Origin of the sequence: Micromonospora sp. NPDC047134, assembly GCF_040643455.1 — a bacterium.
Taxonomy (GTDB): domain Bacteria; phylum Actinomycetota; class Actinomycetes; order Mycobacteriales; family Micromonosporaceae; genus Micromonospora.
In genome coordinates, this window is record NZ_JBEYUI010000033.1 from 24,427 (window position 1) to 45,469 (window position 21,043).

Here is a 21,043-nt window from a genome sequence, read left to right on the forward strand (position 1 = left end):
CCGGTGACGCGGGTGCCGGTTCACGGCGGTGGCCGAGCGTACGGGGGTGCCGGGCGTGACCATCACGCCCAGAAGAGGCAACGGAGGTCTGTCACGTGAGCACGGTCGTCGTCAAACGACCCGCCCGACAGCCGGAACCGGAGTACCCCTCCGGCGAGGTGCTCCTGGACCCGCCTCCGGAGGTACCCCCACCCAGCGGCAAGGCGTGGGGGCAGATGATGATGCTGCTGCCGATGCTCGCCGGTTCCTTCGCGATGGCCCTGATGTTCGCCGGTCGTGGCGGATCCACCCTGGGGTATGTCACCGGCGGCCTGTTCGGACTCTCCGCCATCGGGATGCTCGGGGCCCAGTTGACGAACAACTCCGGGGGCCCGAGCAAGCAGGAGATGCTGCAGAAGCGCCGGGAGTACATGACCCACCTGTCCCGGCAGCGCCGACGGGTTCTCAAGACTATCCGCCGACAGCGGGAGGCCGCCTTCTACCGGCATCCGGACCCGGACACCCTGTGGTCCCTGCCGCTGGGACCCCGGCTGTGGGAACGCCGCCGCAGCGATGTGGACTTCGGCACCGTCCGGATCGGCCTGGGCCCGCAGGAACTGGCCACTCCGCTGGTGCCGCCCCCGGCCACCTCGCTGGAGAAGTTGGAGCCGATGTGCGCGCTGGCCCTGCGCCGATTCCTCACCACCTACGGCGAGGTGCCGGACCTGCCGGTGACCATGGCCCTGAACGGTTTCGCCCGGGTGCACCTGCGGGGCGACACGGACGCCGCCCGGGGCATGGTGCGGGCCGTGCTGGCCCAGGCCACCGCCTTCCACGCCCCCGACGACATGCTCGTCGCGATCTGCGTCTCCCCGGAACGTCGTGACGACTGGGAGTGGACGAAGTGGCTGCCACACGCGCTGCACCCCTCGCGTACGGACGCCCTGGGGCAACTGCGCCTGGTCTCCCCCTCGGTGACCGGTCTGGAGGCGATGCTCGACGACGTGCTGGCCAGTCGGCCCCGGTTCAACGCCAGCGGCGGAGGGACCCAGGTCGGCGGGCCACACGTGCTGGTGGTCATCGACGGCGGCGACACCGCCGGTTCCGACCACCTGATGACCGACGGCGGGGTGGAGGGGGTGACCCTGCTCGACCTGTCCACCCCGCCGCCCCGGATGCTCGACCGGGCCCGTCTGGTGCTCGACGTGACCACGGATCGGCAGCTGCGCAGCCTGACGGTGGACGGCCCGGCGGAGATCGGCCGGGCGGACGACTGCGGGGGGGCCGAGATCGAGGCGCTGGCCATGCAGTTGGCCCCGCTGCGGCTGTCGGCCGCCTCCCGGGGCGGTGGCGACACCCCGCTGACCAGCGAGATGGGCCTGACCGAGCTGCTGGACATCGGTGACCCGTACGAGTTCGACGTCGATCGGGCCTGGCAGCCCCGGCCCAACCGGGACCGGCTGCGGGTGCCGATCGGCATGGGTGTCGACGGCGGCCCGGTGGAGCTGGACCTCAAGGAGTCGGCGCAGGACGGCATGGGCCCGCACGGGCTGCTCATCGGTGCCACCGGTTCCGGTAAGTCCGAGCTGCTGCGCACCCTGGTGCTGGCCCTGGCCGCGACCCACTCCTCGGAGAGCCTCAACTTCGTCCTGGTCGACTTCAAGGGTGGTGCCACCTTCACCCGGCTGGACGGCCTGCCGCACACCAGCGCGGTGATCACCAACCTGGCCGACGAGTTGCCCCTGGTGGACCGGATGACCGACGCCATCAACGGTGAGCTGGTCCGCCGCCAGGAGTTGCTGCGCTCGGCCGGCAACTATGCCTCCCAGCGCGACTACGAGAAGGCCCGGGCGGCGGGCGCACCGCTGTCGCCGCTGCCCAGCCTGCTGATCATCTGTGACGAGTTCTCCGAGCTGCTCACCGCGAAACCCGACTTCATCGACATGTTCGTGCAGATCGGTCGGGTGGGTCGGTCTCTCGGCGTACACCTGCTGCTGGCCTCGCAGCGACTGGAGGAGGGGCGGCTGCGCGGGCTGGACACCCACCTGTCGTACCGGATCGGTCTGCGGACCTTCTCGGCGATGGAGTCACGGGTGGTGCTCGGCGCGACGGACGCCTACGAGTTGCCCCGCTCTCCCGGGCACGGGTACCTGCGTTTCGGCACCGAACCGCTGGTCCGGTTCAAGGCCGCGTACGTCTCCGGCGCCTACCGCAGCAAGACCGCCGCGGCGGTGGCGGCCGGTGACGGCGAGGACCGGGTACGCGAGTACACCACCGGCTACGTGGCGCCCCCGGTGACCCGTACCCCCAAGGAGGAGGAGGCTCCGGAGCCGGTCGACGGGGTCGGCGAGAGTGTGCTGGACATCCTGGTCGGGCGACTCACCGGCCGGGGCAAGCCGGCCCACCAGGTGTGGCTTCCGCCGCTGGCTGAGCCACCGACCCTGGACCAGTTGCTGCCGCCGCTGACGGCCGACCCGGCCCGTGGGGTGACCGTGGCGCACGCCGGTCTGCTGGGCGAGTTGCAGGTGGCCGTCGGCATCGTCGACAAGCCCTTCGAGCAGCGCCGGGACGTGCTCTGGTTCGACCTGGCCGGGGCGGCCGGTCACGCCGTGATCGTCGGGGGGCCGCAGAGCGGCAAGAGCACCCTGCTGCGGACGATCGTCACCTCCCTGGCGCTGACCCACACCCCCCGGGAGACCCAGGTGTACTGCCTGGACCTGGGCAGCAGCGCCCTGTCCTCGCTGCGGGACCTGCCGCATGTCGGTTCGGTGGCTACCCGGCTGGACGCGGGCCTGGTCCGACGTACGGTCGCCGAGTTGCAGCTGTTGATGGGTGAGCGGGAGCGGCGGTTCGCCGAGCGGGGTGTCGACTCGATGGCCGAGTACCGGCGGGCCCGCCGGCACGGCCAGCACGGCGACGACCCCTTCGGCGACGTGTTCCTGGTCATCGACGGCTGGGGGACCCTGCGCTCGGAGTTCGAGGACCTGGAACCGACCATCAACGACATCGCCAACCGGGGCCTCTCCTTCGGCATCCACCTGATCGTCACCGCCGGCCGCTGGATGGACCTGCGGCCGGCCGTCCGGGACGTCTTCGGTACCCGAATCGAGTTGTGGCTGGCCGACGCCAGCGACTCCAACCTGGACCGCCGGGCGGCGATGAACGTGCCGGAGAAGGCACCCGGTCGCGGCATCACCCCGGACGGGCAGCAGTTCCTGGCGGCCCTGCCGCGCATCGACGGTGCCCAGGAGTCGGAGACCCTCCCCGAGGGGGCCCGCAAGCTGGCCACCGACCTGGCCGCCGCCTGGCAGGGGCCGGGTGCCCCACCGATCCGGCTGCTCCCGCCGGAGGTCCCGTACGGCAGCCTGCCGAACACCGGGCAGCCCGGGATCCCGATCGGCATCGCCGAGGTCGACCTTTCCCCGGTGCACCTGGACTTCGCCACCGATCCGCACTTCATCCTCTTCGGCGACGGCGAGTCCGGTAAGAGCACCTTCCTGCGGTCGCTGGCGCAGACCATCGTCGACACCCGGGACCTGACCGAGGCCCGGCTGGTCATCGTCGACTACCGGCGCAGCCTGCTGGGCGACATCGAGACCCCACACCTGATCGGGTACGGCTCGACGGCGCAGATCACCGAGAGCATCGTGGCCGAGGTCGCCGCCGTCATGCGGGACCGGCTGCCACCGGCGGACATCAACGCCGAGCGGCTGCGGGCCCGGGACTGGTGGAAGGGGCCGGACCTGTACGTCCTGGTCGACGACTACGACCTGGTCGCCGGCGCGGGCAGCAACCCGCTGACCCCCCTGCTGGAGTTCCTGCCCCAGGCCCGGGACATCGGTCTGCACCTGATCGTCGCCCGCCGCACCGGTGGGGCCAGCCGGGCGCTCTACGAGCCGGTGCTGATGCGGTTGCGGGAGATCAGCACCCCCGGCATCGTGATGTCCGGCAACCGGGACGAGGGGGTGCTGCTCGGCACGGTGCGACCCGGACCCCTGCCGCCGGGTCGGGGCTGGCTGGTCTCCCGACGGGGCGGCACCCGACTGGTGCAGTTGGTGAATCTTCCACCTCGTGGGTAGGTGACCCACGGGGTTGCCGGACCGGACTACCGTCAGCCAAAGTGGACCTGCGGTGTGCGGCTGCGTCGATCCGATAGCGGAGACCAAGCAGACGCGCCAGCACCGTGGGAGCCAACGGGGGAGGGATCATGAGCGGCGAGTGGCTCGTCAACGAAACCATCGACGTCGACGTCAACCAGTTGCAGGACTTCGCCACGGCCATCCGCAAGGAGCTGGAGAACAACTTCCAGCCCAGCTTCGAGCGGGGCCTTAGCCCGATGCTCACCGTGCAGGCCCCCTTCGGCAGCGGGGGGCTGAAAGAGGCCGCCTTCTTCCGGGGTCGGCACGACGAGAGCCGGATGGCCGTGTCGCACCTGATCGGCGATGTGATCAAGGGTTTGACCGCGCTGAGCGCGGCGGCCACCTCCATCTCCGCTGAGTACCTGCTGGGTGACGCGCTGGCCGAGGCCACCAACGACGACGTCTACAACGCCTTCAATGCGGTGGACGGCCAGAACACCCTCAGCGGCAAATGGCAGCAGGAGGGTGACCCCACGGAGGTCGTACCCGAGCAGGCGAGGAACCCGGAGCCCGTCGGCCCGTACCACGGGATGGACTCCTGCCCGACGGAGGACACCCGGGAGAAGGCGCCCGCGTGGACCGCCTCGGAGACCGTGGGTGACGGTCCGGGGGCCTACGAGATCCCGGGCGAGGACCAGCGCATGTACGGTGACGAATTCCGTCTGGACCAGTCGAGCCTGCGATGACAACTGCCAGGTGCTGCGGGGGACCTGAGGAGCGGGAATGAGCGACGACTACTACGGCTACACGCCGATCAGCTACCCGGCGTACGGGGGGATGCGGGACGACTACGCGGCCGAACGGTCCGACCAGGCGTCGCCGTACGAGCCCACCAAGTGGGACGGCGTCAACATCGAGCAGATGTGGGAGTACGTCCGCAAGGAGAGCGACGAACGCACCACCGCGCTCGCCGAGATGTGGCGGCGGACGGCGAGCCTGCTGGAGTCCACCCGGGACAACCTCCAGCGGCACGCCAATGCCCTGGACAAGAAGTGGCAGTCGCCGGCCGCTCGGGTCTTCATGTCGAAGGTGGGTGCGACCCTGCACTCACTGGACGAGTGGAAGAACGTGGCCAGCAACAACGCCATCGGTCTGGAGCAGTTGGCCAGCAAGATCTCGTCAGCCCAGCGGGAGATGACCCAACTGTGGCAGGAGTACACGAACGAGCAGAAGCGCCAGCAGCAGATCTTTGAGAAGGACAAGTCGGAGATTACCTTCGGCGACATCCTCGGCGACAAGCACAAGACGTACGAAGAGGTCCAGAAGGAGTTCCACCAGCGCGCCAAGAACATCACCAAGCCCCTGGCCGACATGTACATCGACGTGTACATCTCGAACATCTCGCGCGGCGGCAAGTTCAAGGGCCCGACCGAGGCGGCCCTCTTCGACGGCAAGAACCTGCCGGGCGGACCGGGACGTCCCGGCGGCGGACCGGGGCGACCGGCCGCCCCCACCCGGCCCGGCTCCGGGCCACCTCCGAAGGTCACCGGCCTGGTCCGGGAGGTGCCGAACCAGCCGGAACTGCCGCCCCGGCCGGGGCGGCCCGGCGAGCCGGAGATGAGCGTCCCGACACCGGAGACCAACGCCCCCCCGACCCCGCCCGAGGGGGTCAACCTCTCCGGTGGCACCACCACGGTGCCCCCACCGGGGCCGGCACCCACCCCGCCGCCGGTCACGGCCACCCCGAACGCACCCGCGCCGGGCGGCCCACCGGTGTCGCCGATGCTGCCGCCGGGCAACACCGGGCCGGTAACGCCGCCGGGCACCCGACCGAACGCCCCCCGGACCACCCTGCCGGGCTCCGGTGGCCCGCCCGCGCCGGGCGGTGGCCGGGGTCCCGCGCCGAACCGGCCGACCCTGCCGGGTGCGGGCGGCCCGGGCAACGGCTCCGGTGCGCCGGGCAACGGCCGACGTGGGCCCGCGCCGAACCGCCCGACCCTGCCGGGCAACACCGGTGTCCCCGGGCGCCCCGGTGCCGGTCCACTCCGACCGGCCCCGTCGACCACCCCACCGCCCTCCAGCCCGCGCCTGCCGGGCTCCACGGCACCTCCCGGTCAGCGGGGCGGCACGCCCGGACGTCCCGCCTCGCCGCCCCCCAGCCTGGGTGGGCAGCGCGGGTCGGCCCCGGGCACCCCCTCCCGGCCGGGTGCCCCCCTCGGTGGTCGCCCCGCCACCCCGCCCGGCGTCCGGGCGACCGGCGGCCCGGGGGTGCCGGGCGGCGCCGGTAGGCCCGATCTGAACGGTCGCGCCGGTGCCGCACGTCCGGCACCGACCACCGGTCCGGCCCCCTCGCTCGGCGGCCGACGGGGTGGGCCGGTCCTGCCGGGCCCGCGCAAGGACGCCCAGCGGGACCAGGATCAGGACACCTGGGAGTACGGCGACGGCGACGACGAACTGTGGGCCACCGAGGCCTCCGCCGTCGGGGTCGTCGAGGCGCCGGCGGAGCACCGCCCCAGGGAGCAGGGCAGGGCGCTGGGTCAGAGTTGAACACGGACGGGCCAGCTCACCGCAGCATCGGTGGCTGGCCCGTACCATGCGGTGAACGCCCGTTTTCGGCCGTCTCCGTAACGAACCACAGAGGAAGGTGGACGGGCATGCGTGTCCTCACCCGACCGGCTGCCGTCCTGGCGCTCAGCACCGCCGGCGTCCTGGCGGCGCTGGCCCTGCCCGCGGCACCGGCCCTGGCGGATTCCACCAGGGACGACTCGTGGCATGTCAAGGCCCTGGAACTCCCCGAGCTGCACAAGATCAGCCAGGGTGAGGGTGTCGTCGTGGCCGTGGTGGACACCGGGGTGGACGCCAAACACCGGGATCTGAAGGACAACGTCCTGCCCGGCGCGGACCTTTACGAGGAGGGCACCAAGGGTGGGGTCGACCGGGTGGGCCACGGCACCGGAATGGCCTCGCTGATCGCCGGGCACGGACACGGGCCGGGCAATGCCGACGGGGTGCTCGGGGTCGCACCGAAGGCCAAGATCCTGCCGGTGACCATCAAGAGCGAGAAGAGCCCGCTGATCGCCCCCACGGCGGTCGCCGCCGGGATCAACTGGGCGATCGACAACGGCGCGGACATCATCAACGTCTCCCTCGGCAGCAGCTTCAACGAGGAACTGGATCGCGCGGTCGCCCGGGCCTACCAACGCAACATCGTGGTGGTCGCCGCAGTGGGCAACCGCGAAGACATCATCATCAGCAACCCGGCTCGCCACCCGGCCACGATCGCCGTCAACGGGACCGACCGCAACGGTGTCATCAGCAAGAAGGCGGCCCTGCCGGCCGAAGAGGTGAACATCGCCGCCCCAGGCGAGGACATCGTCCAGGCCGCCCCGGGGAACAGGTACGTCACCTCGCTCGGCAGCAGCAGCAGCGCCGCGCTCGTCTCCGGCGCGATGGCCCTGGTCAAGGCCAAGTACCCGGACCTGAACGCGTACGAGTTGTTCTCGCGGCTGCTGGAGACCACCCGCGACGCCGGGGCCCCCGGTCGGGACCTCGACTACGGGTGGGGGGTGCTCGACCTGCGGACCGCCCTGACCGGTGAGCCGGACGGGCGGGCCAGCCCTCGGGCCAGTGCTCCGCCGGCCGCACCCCTCGACCCGGCCCTGGCCAATCCCCGGGAGCGCGATGACGACGTGCTGATCCTCGTCTGGGCCGCCATCATCGCCGTACTCGTCCTGCTCGTCGGCGGGACCGTCGCCACGGTCTGGATGCTGCGCACCCGGCGACGCAATGCCGAACTCGTCGACGAGGCTCCACCCGCCCCGGTGGGCGCTGTCGGAGCCGGTGCCGGGCCCTGGGACGGCCCGGATCAGCCTGCGCAGGCCCCGGACGAGGTCTGGCGGCGGCCGCCCGGCTGAGCGACCCGACCTCAGGAGGTCACCGATGTCGGCCACCCCGACCGGCGGGTTTCCGCCCCCACCCGCCGACCCCCACCAGACACCGGACGGGCATCACCTGCCCGGCGCATCCCAGTTGCCCGGCCGACAACCCACTCCCGGCGGGCACCCGATGCCCGCTCCGGGTGCTCCGGGTGGCCAGCCCGCACCCGCTGCGGGGAAGCCGTCCGCCCGACGGCCGCTCGTCGTCACCCTGGCGGTCCTGCTGATGCTGCCCTCCATCGTGACCTGGCTGATCGCCGGTATCGCCTTCTTCCGGGCCATGCTGGGAGCCGAGGGTGACGGGTTGGGTCGGGCACTGGTGGTGGGTATCGGGGCGGGGGTGCTGGCGATCGCCCTGCTGGTGGTGATGCTCGGCGCGCTGGGGATCCTGATGGCCTGGACCGGCGACAGCGCCCAGGGGCTGGCCATGCCGGCCGGTTTCACCTTCGGGCTGTTCGTCGTCGTCCTCGTGGTGCTGCTGGTGCAGGGCAAGCTGAGCTTCGCGCCGACGATGGTCACCCCCCTGGTGGTGGGCGGGCTGGCCGGGGTGGCCCTGGCTCTGATCAAGAGCCCGCCGGCCCGTACCTGGTTCGCCGGCCGACAGCGCGCACCGAGACCCGGCCGACGGCGCTGACCAGCGCCCGGGGATCGTCGCCGGATCGGTCAGGCGGGGGTCCAGCGGCGGGCGGTGGCGTCGAAGCGGGCCAGGAACTCGTCCCGGCCGTCCTGGTGCAGGCAGCGCAGTTCGGTGCCGTTCGGGACGACCAACGACTCCATCCGTGGCGAGCCCTGACCCCACTCCGGGGGCGTGTCCTCGCCGGGTGTCCAGCGCAGCACCGCCACCCACTCGTCGGACTCCTCGAAGGGTGAGCCCGCGCCGAGCAGGCCCAGCCGCCGGTAGAGCCGCAGCGGGGTGTCTCGTCCGGGCCCGTGCCAGGTGTGCACCAGACCGGCCGCCCGGTCGTACCCGTCGTCCAGGTAGGACGGCAGGTAGCGGTGGGCGATGACCAGTTGCAGCCGCAGCGGGATGTCCGCAGCGGGCCCCTCGTCCTCCTCCTCGACCATCGGCTGGGTGGCGGGCGGCGACACCGGTACCCCCACTGTCGACGGGTCGGCGTAGACCGCGCTGACCCGTCGGCCGCGCTCCTGCTCGGCGGCACCGTCGAGTACGACCCGCAGTTCGCCGAACCAGTCGCGCAGGGTCAACACCGCTTCGCCGGGCAGCGCCGCGGCCAAGGGTGTCTCCGGGTTGAGGGACAACTGCCAGGAGGGGTCCGGCCAGTGTTCGGTGACCTGGAGGCTGCTGACCACCACCAGCTCGTGATCTCCGAGGGCCTGGCGCAGCCGGGCCTCCGAGGTGAACACCGGCACGCTGGGCCGCCCCTGCTCGTCCGGCAGCACCCACCAGGGGAACTCCGGGTCGCCGAGGTCACGGGTCGCCGGGCCGCCCGGTCGCAGCGGAAGCACCAGTTCGGTACGCAGCAGGGCGGACATCAGGGCGTCCGGGTCCTGCCGTTGGATCGCGTCGCGGAGCGGCTTCTCCGCCTCCACCGAGGCGGCGGTGAGGGTGGCCAGTTCCGCCGCGGCCAGTCGTACCCCGATGGGCAGCCCGGCGTTCACGGCCAGCACCCAGGCCTCGTCCGGCCAGTCGACGGCCAGGTCGGTCAGCACCGACACCCGGTAGGTGACGTCCTGACCGGGCAGCCCGGCGGCGATGGCCCCCGGAGAGGTGTAGGCCATCACATGGGTGACCCCCTCGTGGTGGCCGGTAGGCCAGGCCACCGGCTCGGCGGGGGTCGCCGAGGGCGGCACCGGCAGCAGCAGCGCTCCGGTGGCGAGGGCGGTCAGGAAGGCCACGGTGTCGTCGTTCTCGACCGCCGCCAGCAGCGCGTGTTCCGTGCTGGTGCTCGGTTGCCAGCCGGTCGGCGGTAACGGGGTGGTCACCAGGTGCCGTCCTCGCGCACCCGGGCGGGCCGGCGGCCGAGCAGCAGGGTGCCGAGCGCCTCGTCGAGGCTCGCCCCCAGATACCAGTCGCCGGTGTGGTCCAGGACGAACACCCGGCCCTGCTCGTCGATGGCCAGGATGCCGGTGCCGTCACCCTCCTCACCGAGGGGACTGAGGGGCACCCCGATGACGGTGGCCAACTCCGCCAGGGTGGCCACGGAGTGTCGTACCCGGAAGGGATCTAGGTGGATCTCACTGGGGGCGACCTGCTCCCCGTCGCCCGATGGGCGGAGCCGCAGTCCCCCGAACTCGGCGTACGCCTGCACGGCGGCGGCCGTCATGACGTGCTGGCGCCCGTCCGGGGTGGCGTCGGCGGCTAGGCGTACCGCCCACTCCCGGGCCCGGTTCTCGTCCCGCACCTGGGGTGACCAGCCCTCGGTGGCCAGCAGCTCGGCCACCGGGGGTGGAAAGCGCTCGGTCATGTCAACGCCTCCATACCGAACCAGTCCAACAGGGCCGCACACGACCGGCAGGGCCACTGAGGCTCGCCATGACGCGGGTCGCCCTCCTCCCGTACCCGGGTCAGGTGCACCTTGGCCCCCCACAGCAGGGAGCGGGCCCGGGTGGAGTTCAGGGGCGGACCGTCGGCCTCGGCGGCGTACAACCGGTCGGAGATCAGCACCGGCTCCGCGCACCAGCCGGTGAACCGCTCCCGCTGCCCGACCGGCAGCTCGTGCAGGAACCGCCGGACCACCGGGTGCAAACGTGGGGCGACATCACCCCGTACGGAGGTGTGCGTGTGGACGGTCCCATCGACCAGCAGGGCACCCGCCACCAGCGGAAGCATCCGCAGCTGGGTCATCCGTCCTCCCCCGGTAGACCGGGACCCCGGCACCACCAGCGGGCCGGGTCCACCCAGGGCAGCCTATCGAGCGGACTCACCGTCACCCGGTGACCCGGTACGGGGCTCCATGGCATGGTCCGCCTGGGATATCGTCGGCCAAAGCCCCTCACCGTCGTACGAAGCCGGAGTCATGACGCGCACCCTTCTCGTCTCCCCGGATCAGCCCGGCGCCTACCCGTCCATCGGGGAGGCTCTGGCGGTGGCCAGTGACGACACGGTCGTCTCGGTCAGCCCCGGCACCTACTACGAGGCGCTGTTCGTCAACGACCGGGCGGTCACCGTCGTCGCCGCCCAGGGCGCGGGAACGGTCACCATCGACGCCTCCTCCGGCACCTACCCGACGGTGTCCTGCAACTCCGGTCGGTTGGAGCTGCGCGACCTCGTCCTCAAGGCCGGTGACGCACCCGGGGTGGTGGGCGACCGGGCCAACCTGACCATGACCGGCTGTGAGCTGAGCGCCGGCTTCGGCGCGGCGATCCAGTTGGGTGGCCGCTCGGAGTTCACCCTGACCCGTTGCCGGGTCACCGGCGGACGGTACGGCCTGGTCGTCGAGGACTCCGACGGCACCGTGGAGGGGTGCGAGTTCACCGACCTCAGCGAGGACGGCATCATCGTGCGCATCGGGGCGGCCCCGACGATCAGCACCAGCACGGTGACCCGCTGCGGCAACCGGGGCATCTACGTCTACCAGTACGGCCGTCCGACCATCGAGGCCTGCGACATCTCCCAGACCGGTCATGCCGGGGTGGCGGTGGTGCACCAGAGCGCCCCCGTGCTGCGGCGCTGCCGGATCCGGGACACCCGAGGCCCGGCGATCTCCTTCGCCCGGGGCTGCCACGGCACGGTCGAGGAGTGCAGCACCGAGAACAACGCCCAGCCCGCGATCGAGATCGCCGAGGGGGCGACCCCGACCATCGTGGAGGGTACGGCGAACCGGAAGGCGGCCTACGGCGCGGACGCCGCCCGGGTGGCCGCCCCCCAGGACACCGCCCGGGTGGACAAGCTGCTGGCCGAGTTGGAGCAGATGGTCGGCTTGGAGTCGGTGAAGGAGGAGGTCCGGGCCCTCATCGACGAGATCCAGGTCAACGAGTGGCGACGCAGCGCCGGGCTGCCGGTCGGTGCGGTCAGCCATCACCTCATCTTCACGGGCGCCCCCGGTACCGGTAAGACCACTGTGGCCCGCATCTACGGTGACCTGCTAGCCGCGCTGGGCGCCCTGCCCGGTGGCGCCTTCCGTGAGGTCTCCCGCCGTGATCTGGTCGGTCAGTACATCGGCCACACCGCCGAGAAGACCGCCGCCGCCTTCGAGTTGGCGCGCGGGGGTGTGCTGTTCATCGACGAGGCGTACACCCTGTCCCGGTCCTCCGGCAGCGGGGGTGACTTCGGGCAGGAGGCCATCGACACCCTGGTCAAGCTGATGGAGGATCACCGCGACGAGATAGCGGTGATCGCCGCCGGTTACACCGGGGAGATGCTCCAGTTCCTGGACGCCAACCCCGGTCTGGCCTCCCGCTTCGCCAAGACCATCGAGTTCGGCAACTACGCCCCGGAGCAGCTGGTCGTCATCGTGGAACGGATGGCCGGCGGGGACGAGTACCTGCTCGCCGAGGGGGTCTCCGACCTGCTGCGGGAGCACTTCGGCACGATCGAGCGGGATCAGAACTTCGGCAACGCGCGGGAGGCCCGCAAACTGTTCGAAGGTGTCCGCAAGGCGCAGGCGCAGCGGCTGCGGCAGTCCGGCCAGCGCCCCAGTCTCGATGAGCTGCGTACGGTGACCGTTGCCGACGTGCGCGCCGCGATCGGGCGTTGATCATGCCGGGCCGGTCAGGGAGGGGCGCGCGGTGACACATCCGGGCGCGGCACGGCCGGGCGAACCGGGCTGGCAGCAGCACCCGGGCGTCGGAGCACCGCCACCACAGCGGGCGGCCCCGGGGCAGCAGGCCGTTCCACCCGCCCCCACGATCGGTGGGACCGCAGCGGGACAGGCCTGGGCCCCCCAGCGGGGGCAGGGGCGGGCCCCGGTCGGCACGGTGCACAGCAGCCGGGCCGCCGTCGCCGCCCAGGCCACGGCGACAGCGCAGGCTGCGGCGCAGGCGACCGCGGCGGCACCGGCCGCATCCGCCGCCCGGCCCACGGCCGGCGCTGCGCCGCTGGCCGAGGCGGTCGGCAGCGCCCAGGCCGCCGCAGTCGCCACCCCGGTGGTACGCCCGTACCGGCGGCCCTTGCGCATCGCCGGCATCCATGTGGCCCAGTTGGTGGCCTGGCAGGCCGGCGCGGCCGCCGTGCTGGCCGCGGCCAGCCAGGGCATCCCCCTGGCCGTCGGGGTGACCGCCGCGGTGTTGCTGCTGCTCTCCCCGACCCTGCTGCGCCACCGGGGCCGGTGGCTCTACCAGTGGTTGGCGGTCGGGTGGAGTTATCGGGGCCGACGCCGACAGTTGGCCGCCACCGGGCCGGACCCCCGATGGCAGTTGCTGACCCATCTTGAGGACAGCGTGGAGCTGGAGCAGGTCGAGATCGACGACCAGCCCGCGGTGCTGCTGACCCACCGGGGTGGGCTCAGTGCCGTACTGGAGGTGGATCCGACCGAGGGTGCCCTGCTCGTGGGCAGTCCGCAGGCCCTGCCGTCGCCGATGGCTCTGCTTCCGGCGTCCGATCCCCAGGCCCCACCGGTGACGGTGCAGGTGCTGATCCAGGTCACCCCGGCCCCTCGGGTCCGCGCGGCGGCAGTGGAACGGGCCTACCGGGAGCTGACCGAGGGGGCGGTGCCGGCCAGTCGGCAGGCGTGGGTGGTGCTCCAGGCTCCGCGTACCCCGGATTTTCACGCCGACCGTGACCTGCGTCCGGCGCTGACCGCGGCGATCCGCCGGACCCGACGCCAGCTTCGGCAGGACCGGGTGACCGTCCGCCTGCTCAACCGCGACGAGGTGCTGGCGGCCGTCGCCAACCTGACCCATCTCACCGGTGAGCCGGTGGCGGGGGATCGTCCGCTGGCCCGGGAGAGTTGGCGCAGCTGGTCGGCGGAGGGCACCCCGCAGAGTTGCCACCGACTGGTGGACTGGCCGGACCGGCACTGGGAGGTGGATCCACTGCTGCGTGGGCTGCCGGCGGCGGCTGCCGTGGTGTCGATCGCGGTGGCCCGGGAGACCGGTCGCCAGGGTGCCGACAACGCCGTGGTCGAGGTGGCCTTCCGATTGATCGGTACGGACGCCACCGCCCTGACCGCCGCCGACACCGCCCTGCACGAGGCGATCCGGGGTCAGGGTGGTCGCCTGCAACGACTCGACGGCGAACACGCCCATGGCGTCACCGCCACCCTGCCGTTCGGAGGCTTCCTGCGGTGAACACTGTCGCTTTCCCGGGCAGCCGGATCGGCCTGCACCTAGCCGACGGGCCCACCGTGGCCGGGCTCAGCCTGGTCGCCGGGGGCGGCGGGCTGGTGGTGGGCCGTAATCGCCAGCAGGAGCCGGTCGGCCTGCGGCTGTTCCGGGCCGAGCCGACCCGGTTGATGCTGACCGGCGGGGTACGGGTCGCGGAACTGCTCAGCTTCCGCGCCCTGGCGCTGGGTGCCCGGCTGTTCATCCAGACGGCCAGGGAACAGGAGTGGGACGCCTTCCTGCGCCGCTGCGTCATCGGCCGGGAGATCGCCTCCTTCCTGCCGCCGGGGGTGCCCCCACCCCTGCCGGCGACCCCGACCCAACCGCAGCTCGTCGTGATCGATACCGGTCCGGTTACCGGGCCGGACACCAACCTGAGCGCACCCTGGCGGGCGACCCTGGTGGTCCGCGACGACCTGGCCGGCTGGGACGTCGAGGTGCTGGTCCGCAGCGACATCGTGGTGCTCCAGCGGCTCACCGCCCCGGAGGCCGCCACGGCGGCGAACGCCCTGGGCCTGGTCAGCGTGCAGAGCTGGTTCACCCAGCTCCACCCGGAGATGGTCGGTCTGATCACCAAGGGCAAGGTGCAGTGGGTGATGCTCAGCATGACCGGCACGGAGCGGCAACTGATCGGACCGGTTGCCCGGGGCAGTTGAGCCACCCGGCGGGATCGGTCGTCCACATTCCGCTCATCGAGAGCGATCACGCAGGCCAGTGCCGCCTCGACCGCCATCATGTTTCCGGATTAGGTACATCTGGTGGCTCCCGCACGGCCATCTGCGCCGCTTATCCTCCACCGGTCTAACACCCTCGGAGGCCCTGCGGAGGCCCAGCAGATGCAGCTACGAAAAAGCAGGCGGCAACTCACGATTCCGGGCGTACTGGTCACCGCCACTGCGCTCTTACTGGGCGGCGGCACCACCGCTTTCGCCGCGCCCGCCTCAGCCACACCGTTCCTCAGCGAGATCCACTACGACAACGCCGGGACCGATGTCGACGAGGCGATCGAGATCGAGGCGCCGGCCGGCTTCGACCTGACCGGCTGGCAGATCGTCCTCTACAACGGCGGAAACGGTACGGCGTACCACACCCGCACCCTCACCGGGACGGTGCCGGAGTCCGGTGTGGTCGTCGCCGGGTACCCGGTCAACGGCATCCAGAACGGCGACCCCGACGGTGTCGCGCTGGTCTCGCCGAGCAACTCGGTAACCGAGTTCATCACCTACGGCGGCACCTTCACGGCGGTCGGCGGACCGGCCAACGGCATGGCCGGCAGTGACATCGGGGTCAAGCAGTCCACCAGCACCCCGGTCGGACACTCCCTCCAGAAGATCGACGGAGTCTGGAAGGCACCGGCGCCCAACAGCTTCGGCGTCCGCAACACCGCCAGCGGCCCGGGTCCGGAAGACCCGCCGACCGGCTGTGACATCGCGGTCGACCACACCATCGCCCAGGTTCAGGGGGCCGGCGCGACCACTCCGGTGGCCGGTACCCGGGTCACCGTCGAGGGTGTCGTCACCGCCGACCACCGCACCGGTGGCTACAACGGGGTGTACGTGCAGACGGCCGGCAGCGGTGGGGACCGTCCGGTCGCCGCCGGCACCGCCTCGGATGGCATCTTCGTCTACCTGACCACCAACACCGCCAACCACCCGGCGGTCACCATCGGCGACCGGGTCCGGGTCCGGGGTACGGCGAGCGAGTTCAACGGGCTCACCCAGCTCACCATCGCCGCCCGTGGCGACGTGCAGGTGTGCGAGCAGGGTGCACCGCTGCCCGCGCCGGTCCCGGTGGAGCTTCCGCTGACCGACGACGCCCGCGAGTCGGTCGAGTCGATGCTGGTCGCCCCGGTCGGCGCGTACGCCGTCTCCGAGGTCTACAACACCAACCGCTACGGCGAGGTGGCCCTCGCGGCCGGTGACAAGCCGGCGCTGACCCCGACCGATGTGGCCCGCCCCGGCTCGGCGCAGGCCCACCAGATCGCCGCGGACAACAAGGCCCGCCGGGTCCTGCTCGACGACGGCCGGACCACCAACCTGTCCACCGCCGGTCTGCTGCCGCCGTACGTGTCCAAGGACAGCCCGCTGCGGGTCGGCGACTCGGTCGAGGCCTTCGGGCCCTCGGTGCTGTCGTACGCCTTCAACGAGTGGCGTCTGCAGCCCACCCGCCCGGTCGACGCGGACACCCGCCCGGCCGACCGGACCACCTTCAAGGTCACCAACCCGCGTACGACCGCCCCGGTCAACGTCGGCGGCGACCTGCGGGTGGCCAGCTTCAACGTGTTGAACTACTTCGTGCACTTCGGTGGCGACGCCCGTGGCGCAGCCAACGAGGCCGCCCTGGTCAAGCAGGAAGCGAAGATCGTCTCGGCGATCTCCGCCCTGGACGCCGACGTGGTCGCCCTGGAGGAGATCGAGAACTCGGTCCGGTTCAGCGCCTCGGACCCCCAGCGCGCCCTCAAGCGCCTGGTCGCCGCCCTGAACACCGCGGACGGTACGGGCACCTGGGACTACGTTCGCACTCCGGCGGAACTGCCGGGCGCCGCCCAGCAGGACTTCATCACCACGGCGATCATCTTCAAGCCGGCCAAGGCGCAGCCCAAGGGGGCCTCGCGGTCGGTGAACGACGAGAGTGTCTGGTTCAACGCCCGCGAGCCGATCGCGCAGACCTTCACGGCCGGTCCGCTGGACTTCGTGGTGGTAGCCAACCACTTCAAGTCCAAGAGTGGTGCCGGGGCCGGCGACAACGCCGACACCGGTGACGGTCAGGGCGGCTGGAACGGTGACCGGGTCCGCCAGGCCACCGCGCTGGCCACCTTCGTGGACCAGGTCAAGACCGACAGCGGCACCGACAACGTGCTGCTGCTGGGTGACTTCAACGCGTACACCCAGGAGGACCCGATGCAGGTCCTCTACGGCCGGGACTACCGCAACCTGAACAACACCGGGAAGACCAGCTATGTCTTCAATGGTGAGTCCGGGTCCCTGGACCACGCGCTGGCCTCGCCGTCGCTGGCCGACCGGGTCACCGGGGTGGACGTGTGGCAGATCAACGCGGTCGAGTCGTACGCCTTCCAGTACGACGGGCTGGCCGCTTTCTACGCACCGGACCCCTTCCGGGCCAGCGACCACAACCCGCTGGTCGTCGGGATCAACACCGGGGCCAACCCGGTCGACCTGCAACTGCTGAGCATCAACGACTTCCATGGCCGGCTGGAGTCCCCGGCCACCGTGGGCGGTCAGCCGGCCGGTGGGGCGGCCCAGCTCGCCGGTCTGGTGAACCAGTTGCGGACGCAGAACCCGAACACCGCCTTCGTGTCGGCGGGCGACAACATCGGCGCCTCCACCTTCATCTCGGCGATCGACGACGACAACCCGACCATCGACGCGTTGAACGCGGCCGGTCTGACCGCCTCGGCGGTCGGTAACCACGAGTTCGACAAGGGCATGGCCGACCTGACCGGTCGGGTCACCGAGCGGGCGGACTTCCCGCTGCTGGGTGCCAACGTGTACCGGGACGACACCCGGGCGCTGCCGGCGTACTCGGTCAGCAGCATCGGTGGGGTCCGGGTCGGCTTCGTCGGTGTGGTCACCGAGCAGACCGGCTCGCTGGTCAGCCCGGACGGCATCGTCGGCATCACCTTCCGCGACCCGGTCGTCGAGGCCAACCTCGTCGCCGGTCAGCTCAAGGACGGCAACCCGGCCAACGGGGAGGCCGACGTGGTGGTGCTGCTGGCCCACGAGGGTGCCGCCACGGAGAACATCGACTCCCCCGAGGCCCTGGCCAACGACCCGGTCTTCGGCAGGTTCACCCGGGTCGACGCCACCATCGACGCCATCTTCAGCGGCCACACCCACCAGCCGTACGCCTTCGAGGTCCCGGTGCCGGGCACCGACAAGTTGCGTCCGGTGGTGCAGGCCGAGGACTACGGCAAGCGGCTGGGCAAGGTCACCCTGACCTTCGACCCGGAGTCGAACTCCGTCACCGCCGCCGACGCCTCGCTGGTGGACGTGGTCGGTGCGCCGCAGGACCCGACGGTGGCCGACATCGTGGCCGCCGCCAAGGTGCGGGCGCAGGAGCTGGGCCAGCGGCAGCTGGGCGAGATCACCGCCGACATCCGCCGGGCCTACACCGACGGCAACGAGGACCGGGGCAAGGAGTCGGCGCTGGGCAACTTCATCGCCGACGTGCAGTTGGCCGGCACCTCCGCCCCCGGTCGGGGTGGGGCCCAGATCGCCTTCATGAACCCGGGCGGTCTGCGGGCCGACCTGCTGTACCGCACCGACGGCACGGTGACCTACGCCGACGCCTTCGCCGTCCAGCCGTTCTCCAACGACGTGGTCACCAAGTCCTACACGGGTGCGGAGATCAAGCAGACGTTGGAGCAGCAGTGGCAGCCGACCGGAGCATCCCGGCCGGTGCTGTGGCTGGGTGTGTCGAAGGGCTTCAGCTACACCTACGATCCGCAGGCCGAACGAGGTTCGCGGATCACCTCGATGCAGCTCAACGGCGTACCGATCGACCCGACGGCCACCTACCGGGTGACGGTGAACTCCTTCCTAGCCGCCGGTGGGGACAACTTCACCGCTCTGGGTGGGGGCACCGACCGGGCGACCACCGGCGACAACGACCTCACCATGCTGGTGAACTACCTCGCCGCGAACTCGCCGGTCACCGCCGACACCACCCCCCGCTCCAGCGTGGGGCAGGGCACCCCGGCGTGGGAGGTCGAGGTGCAGGCCCGCACCCAGTGCATCGGCAGCACCGCGTACGTCTCGGTCAGCGCCCGTAACGCCGACGAGGTGGCGCTGAGCATCGAGCTGGTCACCTCGTACGGCTCGCGGGTAGTCGCCGAGGTCGCCCCGGGCAAGACGGCGTACCAGGCCTTCAACAGCCGGGCGAAGACCGTGTCGGCCGGTGTCTCGACGGTGAAGATCACCGGTACGGTCAACGGCCAACCGGTTACCTCGCAGGTCTCCTCGGCGTACGCCGCGATCACCTGCGGCTAGTTTCCATCCCGGGTGGCGGCGTTCGGGGACGCCGCCACCCGTTCCCCTATACGACAGGCACAACGGAGCATCGAATGCACAGAAGCAACCACCGGCGACTGTTCGCCGCCGTCGCGGCCAGCGCCTTCTTCGCCGGGTCGGTGGCGCTGGCCGCGCCGGCCTCGGCCGAGCCGGTCGACAGCACGGATGTACGGGTGACCGTGGACATCGAGGAGGTCGAGGAACCGGGGGTGCTGGCGATGTCCATCGCCGGTGACTCGGTGGCGTTGTCCGAGGACGGGTCGACGCTGCTGGTGCGTCAGTTCACCGGCACCCTGCCCACGGTGACCGTCACGGACACCCGCACCCCGGACGAGGTGCCCGAGGGGGCCGCCTGGGCGGTGCTGGGTAACGCCACCGACTTCGTCGGGAACTCCGGCCAGGCCCCGATCAGCGCCGGGCACCTGGGCTGGAAGCCGAAGCTGATCGACGGTGGGGACACCGGTCTGGTCAGCGCCGGCGAGGAGGTCGTCACCGTCGTCGACGAGCCGACCCAGCCGGGCAACAACGTGGGCCTGGTGGACCAGGAGCTGCTGGTCTCGACCTTCGACTCCGGTGCGGTGGCCGGTGGTGAGTACACCGTCGACGCGGATCTGTTCCTGCGTACCCCGGCGGATGTCGCCGCGGGTTCGTACACCTCGACCCTGACCCTGTCCCTGTTCGAGTGACTCTTTCGGGGGAGCCACAGTGTGGCTCCCCCGCCCGCTCCTGCTGCAAAGGAAGTCCGTGATGACCCGAACTCCGCTGCGAGTGCCGGCCCGGCTGCTCGCCGTGCTGGCCGTGGTGCTGGCCCTCGTGCCGATCTCGTCGGCCGGCGCGATGGCGGAGCCGACCAGTCCCACGGTCACCTGGGCCGTCCAGCCGGCCGACCGCAACGGCCCGGACGGTCGCCGCTTCATCGAACGGACCCTCGACCCCGGTCAGGTGGTGACCGAACACCTGGCGGTCCGCAACTTCAGCGACTCGACCGTGGTCTTCTCCCTCAAGGCCGCCGACGGTTATCTCACCGACAAGGGTCGCTTCAACATGCTGCCCTCCCACGAGAAGTCCGTGGCCGGTGGCACCTGGATCACCGTGCAGGACAAGGTGACCGTCGAGGCCGGCGGTACGAAGGTGGTGCCGTTCACCATCACCGTGCCCGAGGACGCCACCCCCGGCGACCACCCGGCGGGCATCGCGGCGACCGTCACCAGCACCGGCGGCACGGTGGCCGTGGAGAGCCGGGTCGGTTTCCGGGTCATGCTGCGGGCCAGCGGTACGGTCACCGCCAGCGTGGCGCTCAGCGACCTCACCGCCACCTACACCCCCTCCTGGAACCCCTTCTCCGCCGGCACTGTCAAGGTCGGCTACACCGCGACGAACGACGGCAATGTGGCCCTGACCGGCGCCGGCATGGTGACCGTCGGGGAGCTGTTCGGCCTGGTCGAGCAGAAGGGCTCGACCGAGGTGGCCGAGACCCTGCCCGGCGGCCAGCAGGTGGTCGACACCCAGGTCGAGGGGGTCTGGGGGCTGGGCCGGCTGAAGACCACCGTCTCGGTCACGCCCGCCGTTCAGGGCGGCGACCCGACCGGCGCCGAGATCCGACCCGGTACGGCTACCGTCACCACCTGGATCGTCCCCTGGCCGCAACTGGCGCTGCTGCTCCTGCTCGGCCTGCTGATCCTCGCCTACCGGTTCATCACCCAGCGCCGTCGGCGGCGGCTGGCCCAACTGCTGGCCACCGCCAGGGAAGAGGGCCGGGCCGAGGGCCGCCGGACCACCCCGGTCGGCTGAGCCGCGC

At 71.5% G+C, this 21,043-nt stretch carries 14 protein-coding genes; 11 read left to right on the plus strand and 3 right to left on the minus strand.

What is annotated here, in order from left to right:
* Nucleotides 1-95 precede the first annotated feature (95 nt).
* From eccCa to ABZ795_RS26325, 5 genes are all read left to right on the plus strand, one after another.
* The gene (gene eccCa, locus ABZ795_RS26305; protein ID WP_357532296.1) at nt 96-4,058 is read left to right on the plus strand and encodes a type VII secretion protein EccCa; all 3,963 of its coding nucleotides are present in this window, start codon (nt 96-98) and stop codon (nt 4,056-4,058) included.
* Between the two features lie 128 nt (nt 4,059-4,186).
* Entirely contained in the window at nt 4,187-4,804 is a 618-nt protein-coding gene (locus ABZ795_RS26310; RefSeq protein WP_357532297.1) for a hypothetical protein, read from the plus strand.
* Between the two features lie 37 nt (nt 4,805-4,841).
* Nucleotides 4,842-6,605, plus strand: coding sequence for a hypothetical protein (locus ABZ795_RS26315; protein WP_357532298.1), 1,764 nt, complete (start codon nt 4,842-4,844; stop codon nt 6,603-6,605).
* A 107-nt stretch (nt 6,606-6,712) separates the two neighbouring features.
* Nucleotides 6,713-7,972: a type VII secretion-associated serine protease mycosin gene (mycP, locus tag ABZ795_RS26320; RefSeq protein WP_357532299.1), complete on the plus strand. Its 1,260-nt coding sequence runs from the start codon at nt 6,713-6,715 to the stop codon at nt 7,970-7,972.
* Nucleotides 7,973-7,997: 25 nt separating this feature from the next.
* Nucleotides 7,998-8,627, plus strand: a complete 630-nt coding sequence (locus ABZ795_RS26325; RefSeq protein ID WP_357532300.1) for a hypothetical protein — start codon at nt 7,998-8,000, stop codon at nt 8,625-8,627.
* A gap of 29 nt (nt 8,628-8,656) precedes the next feature.
* Here ABZ795_RS26325 and ABZ795_RS26330 read toward each other — a convergent pair whose 3' ends face one another.
* The 3 genes from ABZ795_RS26330 to ABZ795_RS26340 are packed head-to-tail and all read right to left on the minus strand — an operon-like array spanning nt 8,657 to nt 10,799.
* Nucleotides 8,657-9,937 (minus strand): SseB family protein, encoded by a 1,281-nt coding sequence (locus ABZ795_RS26330; protein WP_357532301.1) that lies wholly within the window; start codon nt 9,935-9,937, stop codon nt 8,657-8,659.
* A complete protein-coding gene (locus ABZ795_RS26335; protein ID WP_357532302.1) occupies nt 9,934-10,419 on the minus strand; it encodes an SUKH-3 domain-containing protein in 486 nt (161 codons plus the stop codon). The genes ABZ795_RS26330 and ABZ795_RS26335 overlap by 4 nt, the downstream gene beginning before the upstream one ends.
* A complete protein-coding gene (locus ABZ795_RS26340; protein ID WP_357532303.1) occupies nt 10,416-10,799 on the minus strand; it encodes a YwqJ-related putative deaminase in 384 nt (127 codons plus the stop codon). The genes ABZ795_RS26335 and ABZ795_RS26340 overlap by 4 nt, the downstream gene beginning before the upstream one ends.
* 172 nt (nt 10,800-10,971) lie before the next feature.
* On the opposite strand from ABZ795_RS26340, the gene ABZ795_RS26345 reads away from it, so the two are divergent.
* From ABZ795_RS26345 to ABZ795_RS26370, 6 genes are all read left to right on the plus strand, one after another.
* Complete coding sequence (locus ABZ795_RS26345; protein ID WP_357532304.1) at nt 10,972-12,651, plus strand: right-handed parallel beta-helix repeat-containing protein; 1,680 nt, start codon at nt 10,972-10,974, stop codon at nt 12,649-12,651.
* 31 nt (nt 12,652-12,682) lie between these two features.
* Nucleotides 12,683-14,182 (plus strand): type VII secretion protein EccE, encoded by a 1,500-nt coding sequence (eccE, locus tag ABZ795_RS26350; RefSeq protein WP_357532305.1) that lies wholly within the window; start codon nt 12,683-12,685, stop codon nt 14,180-14,182.
* Nucleotides 14,179-14,871 (plus strand): hypothetical protein, encoded by a 693-nt coding sequence (locus ABZ795_RS26355; RefSeq protein WP_327023643.1) that lies wholly within the window; start codon nt 14,179-14,181, stop codon nt 14,869-14,871. The genes eccE and ABZ795_RS26355 overlap by 4 nt, the downstream gene beginning before the upstream one ends.
* 180 nt (nt 14,872-15,051) lie before the next feature.
* Nucleotides 15,052-19,224, plus strand: a complete 4,173-nt coding sequence (locus ABZ795_RS26360) for an ExeM/NucH family extracellular endonuclease (protein WP_357532306.1) — start codon at nt 15,052-15,054, stop codon at nt 19,222-19,224.
* 74 nt (nt 19,225-19,298) lie between these two features.
* On the plus strand, nt 19,299-19,931 hold the full coding sequence (locus ABZ795_RS26365; protein ID WP_327023641.1) for a hypothetical protein: 633 nt from the start codon (nt 19,299-19,301) through the stop codon (nt 19,929-19,931).
* Between the two features lie 61 nt (nt 19,932-19,992).
* The gene (locus ABZ795_RS26370; RefSeq protein ID WP_357532307.1) at nt 19,993-21,036 is read left to right on the plus strand and encodes a DUF916 domain-containing protein; all 1,044 of its coding nucleotides are present in this window, start codon (nt 19,993-19,995) and stop codon (nt 21,034-21,036) included.
* Nucleotides 21,037-21,043: the final 7 nt, after the last annotated feature.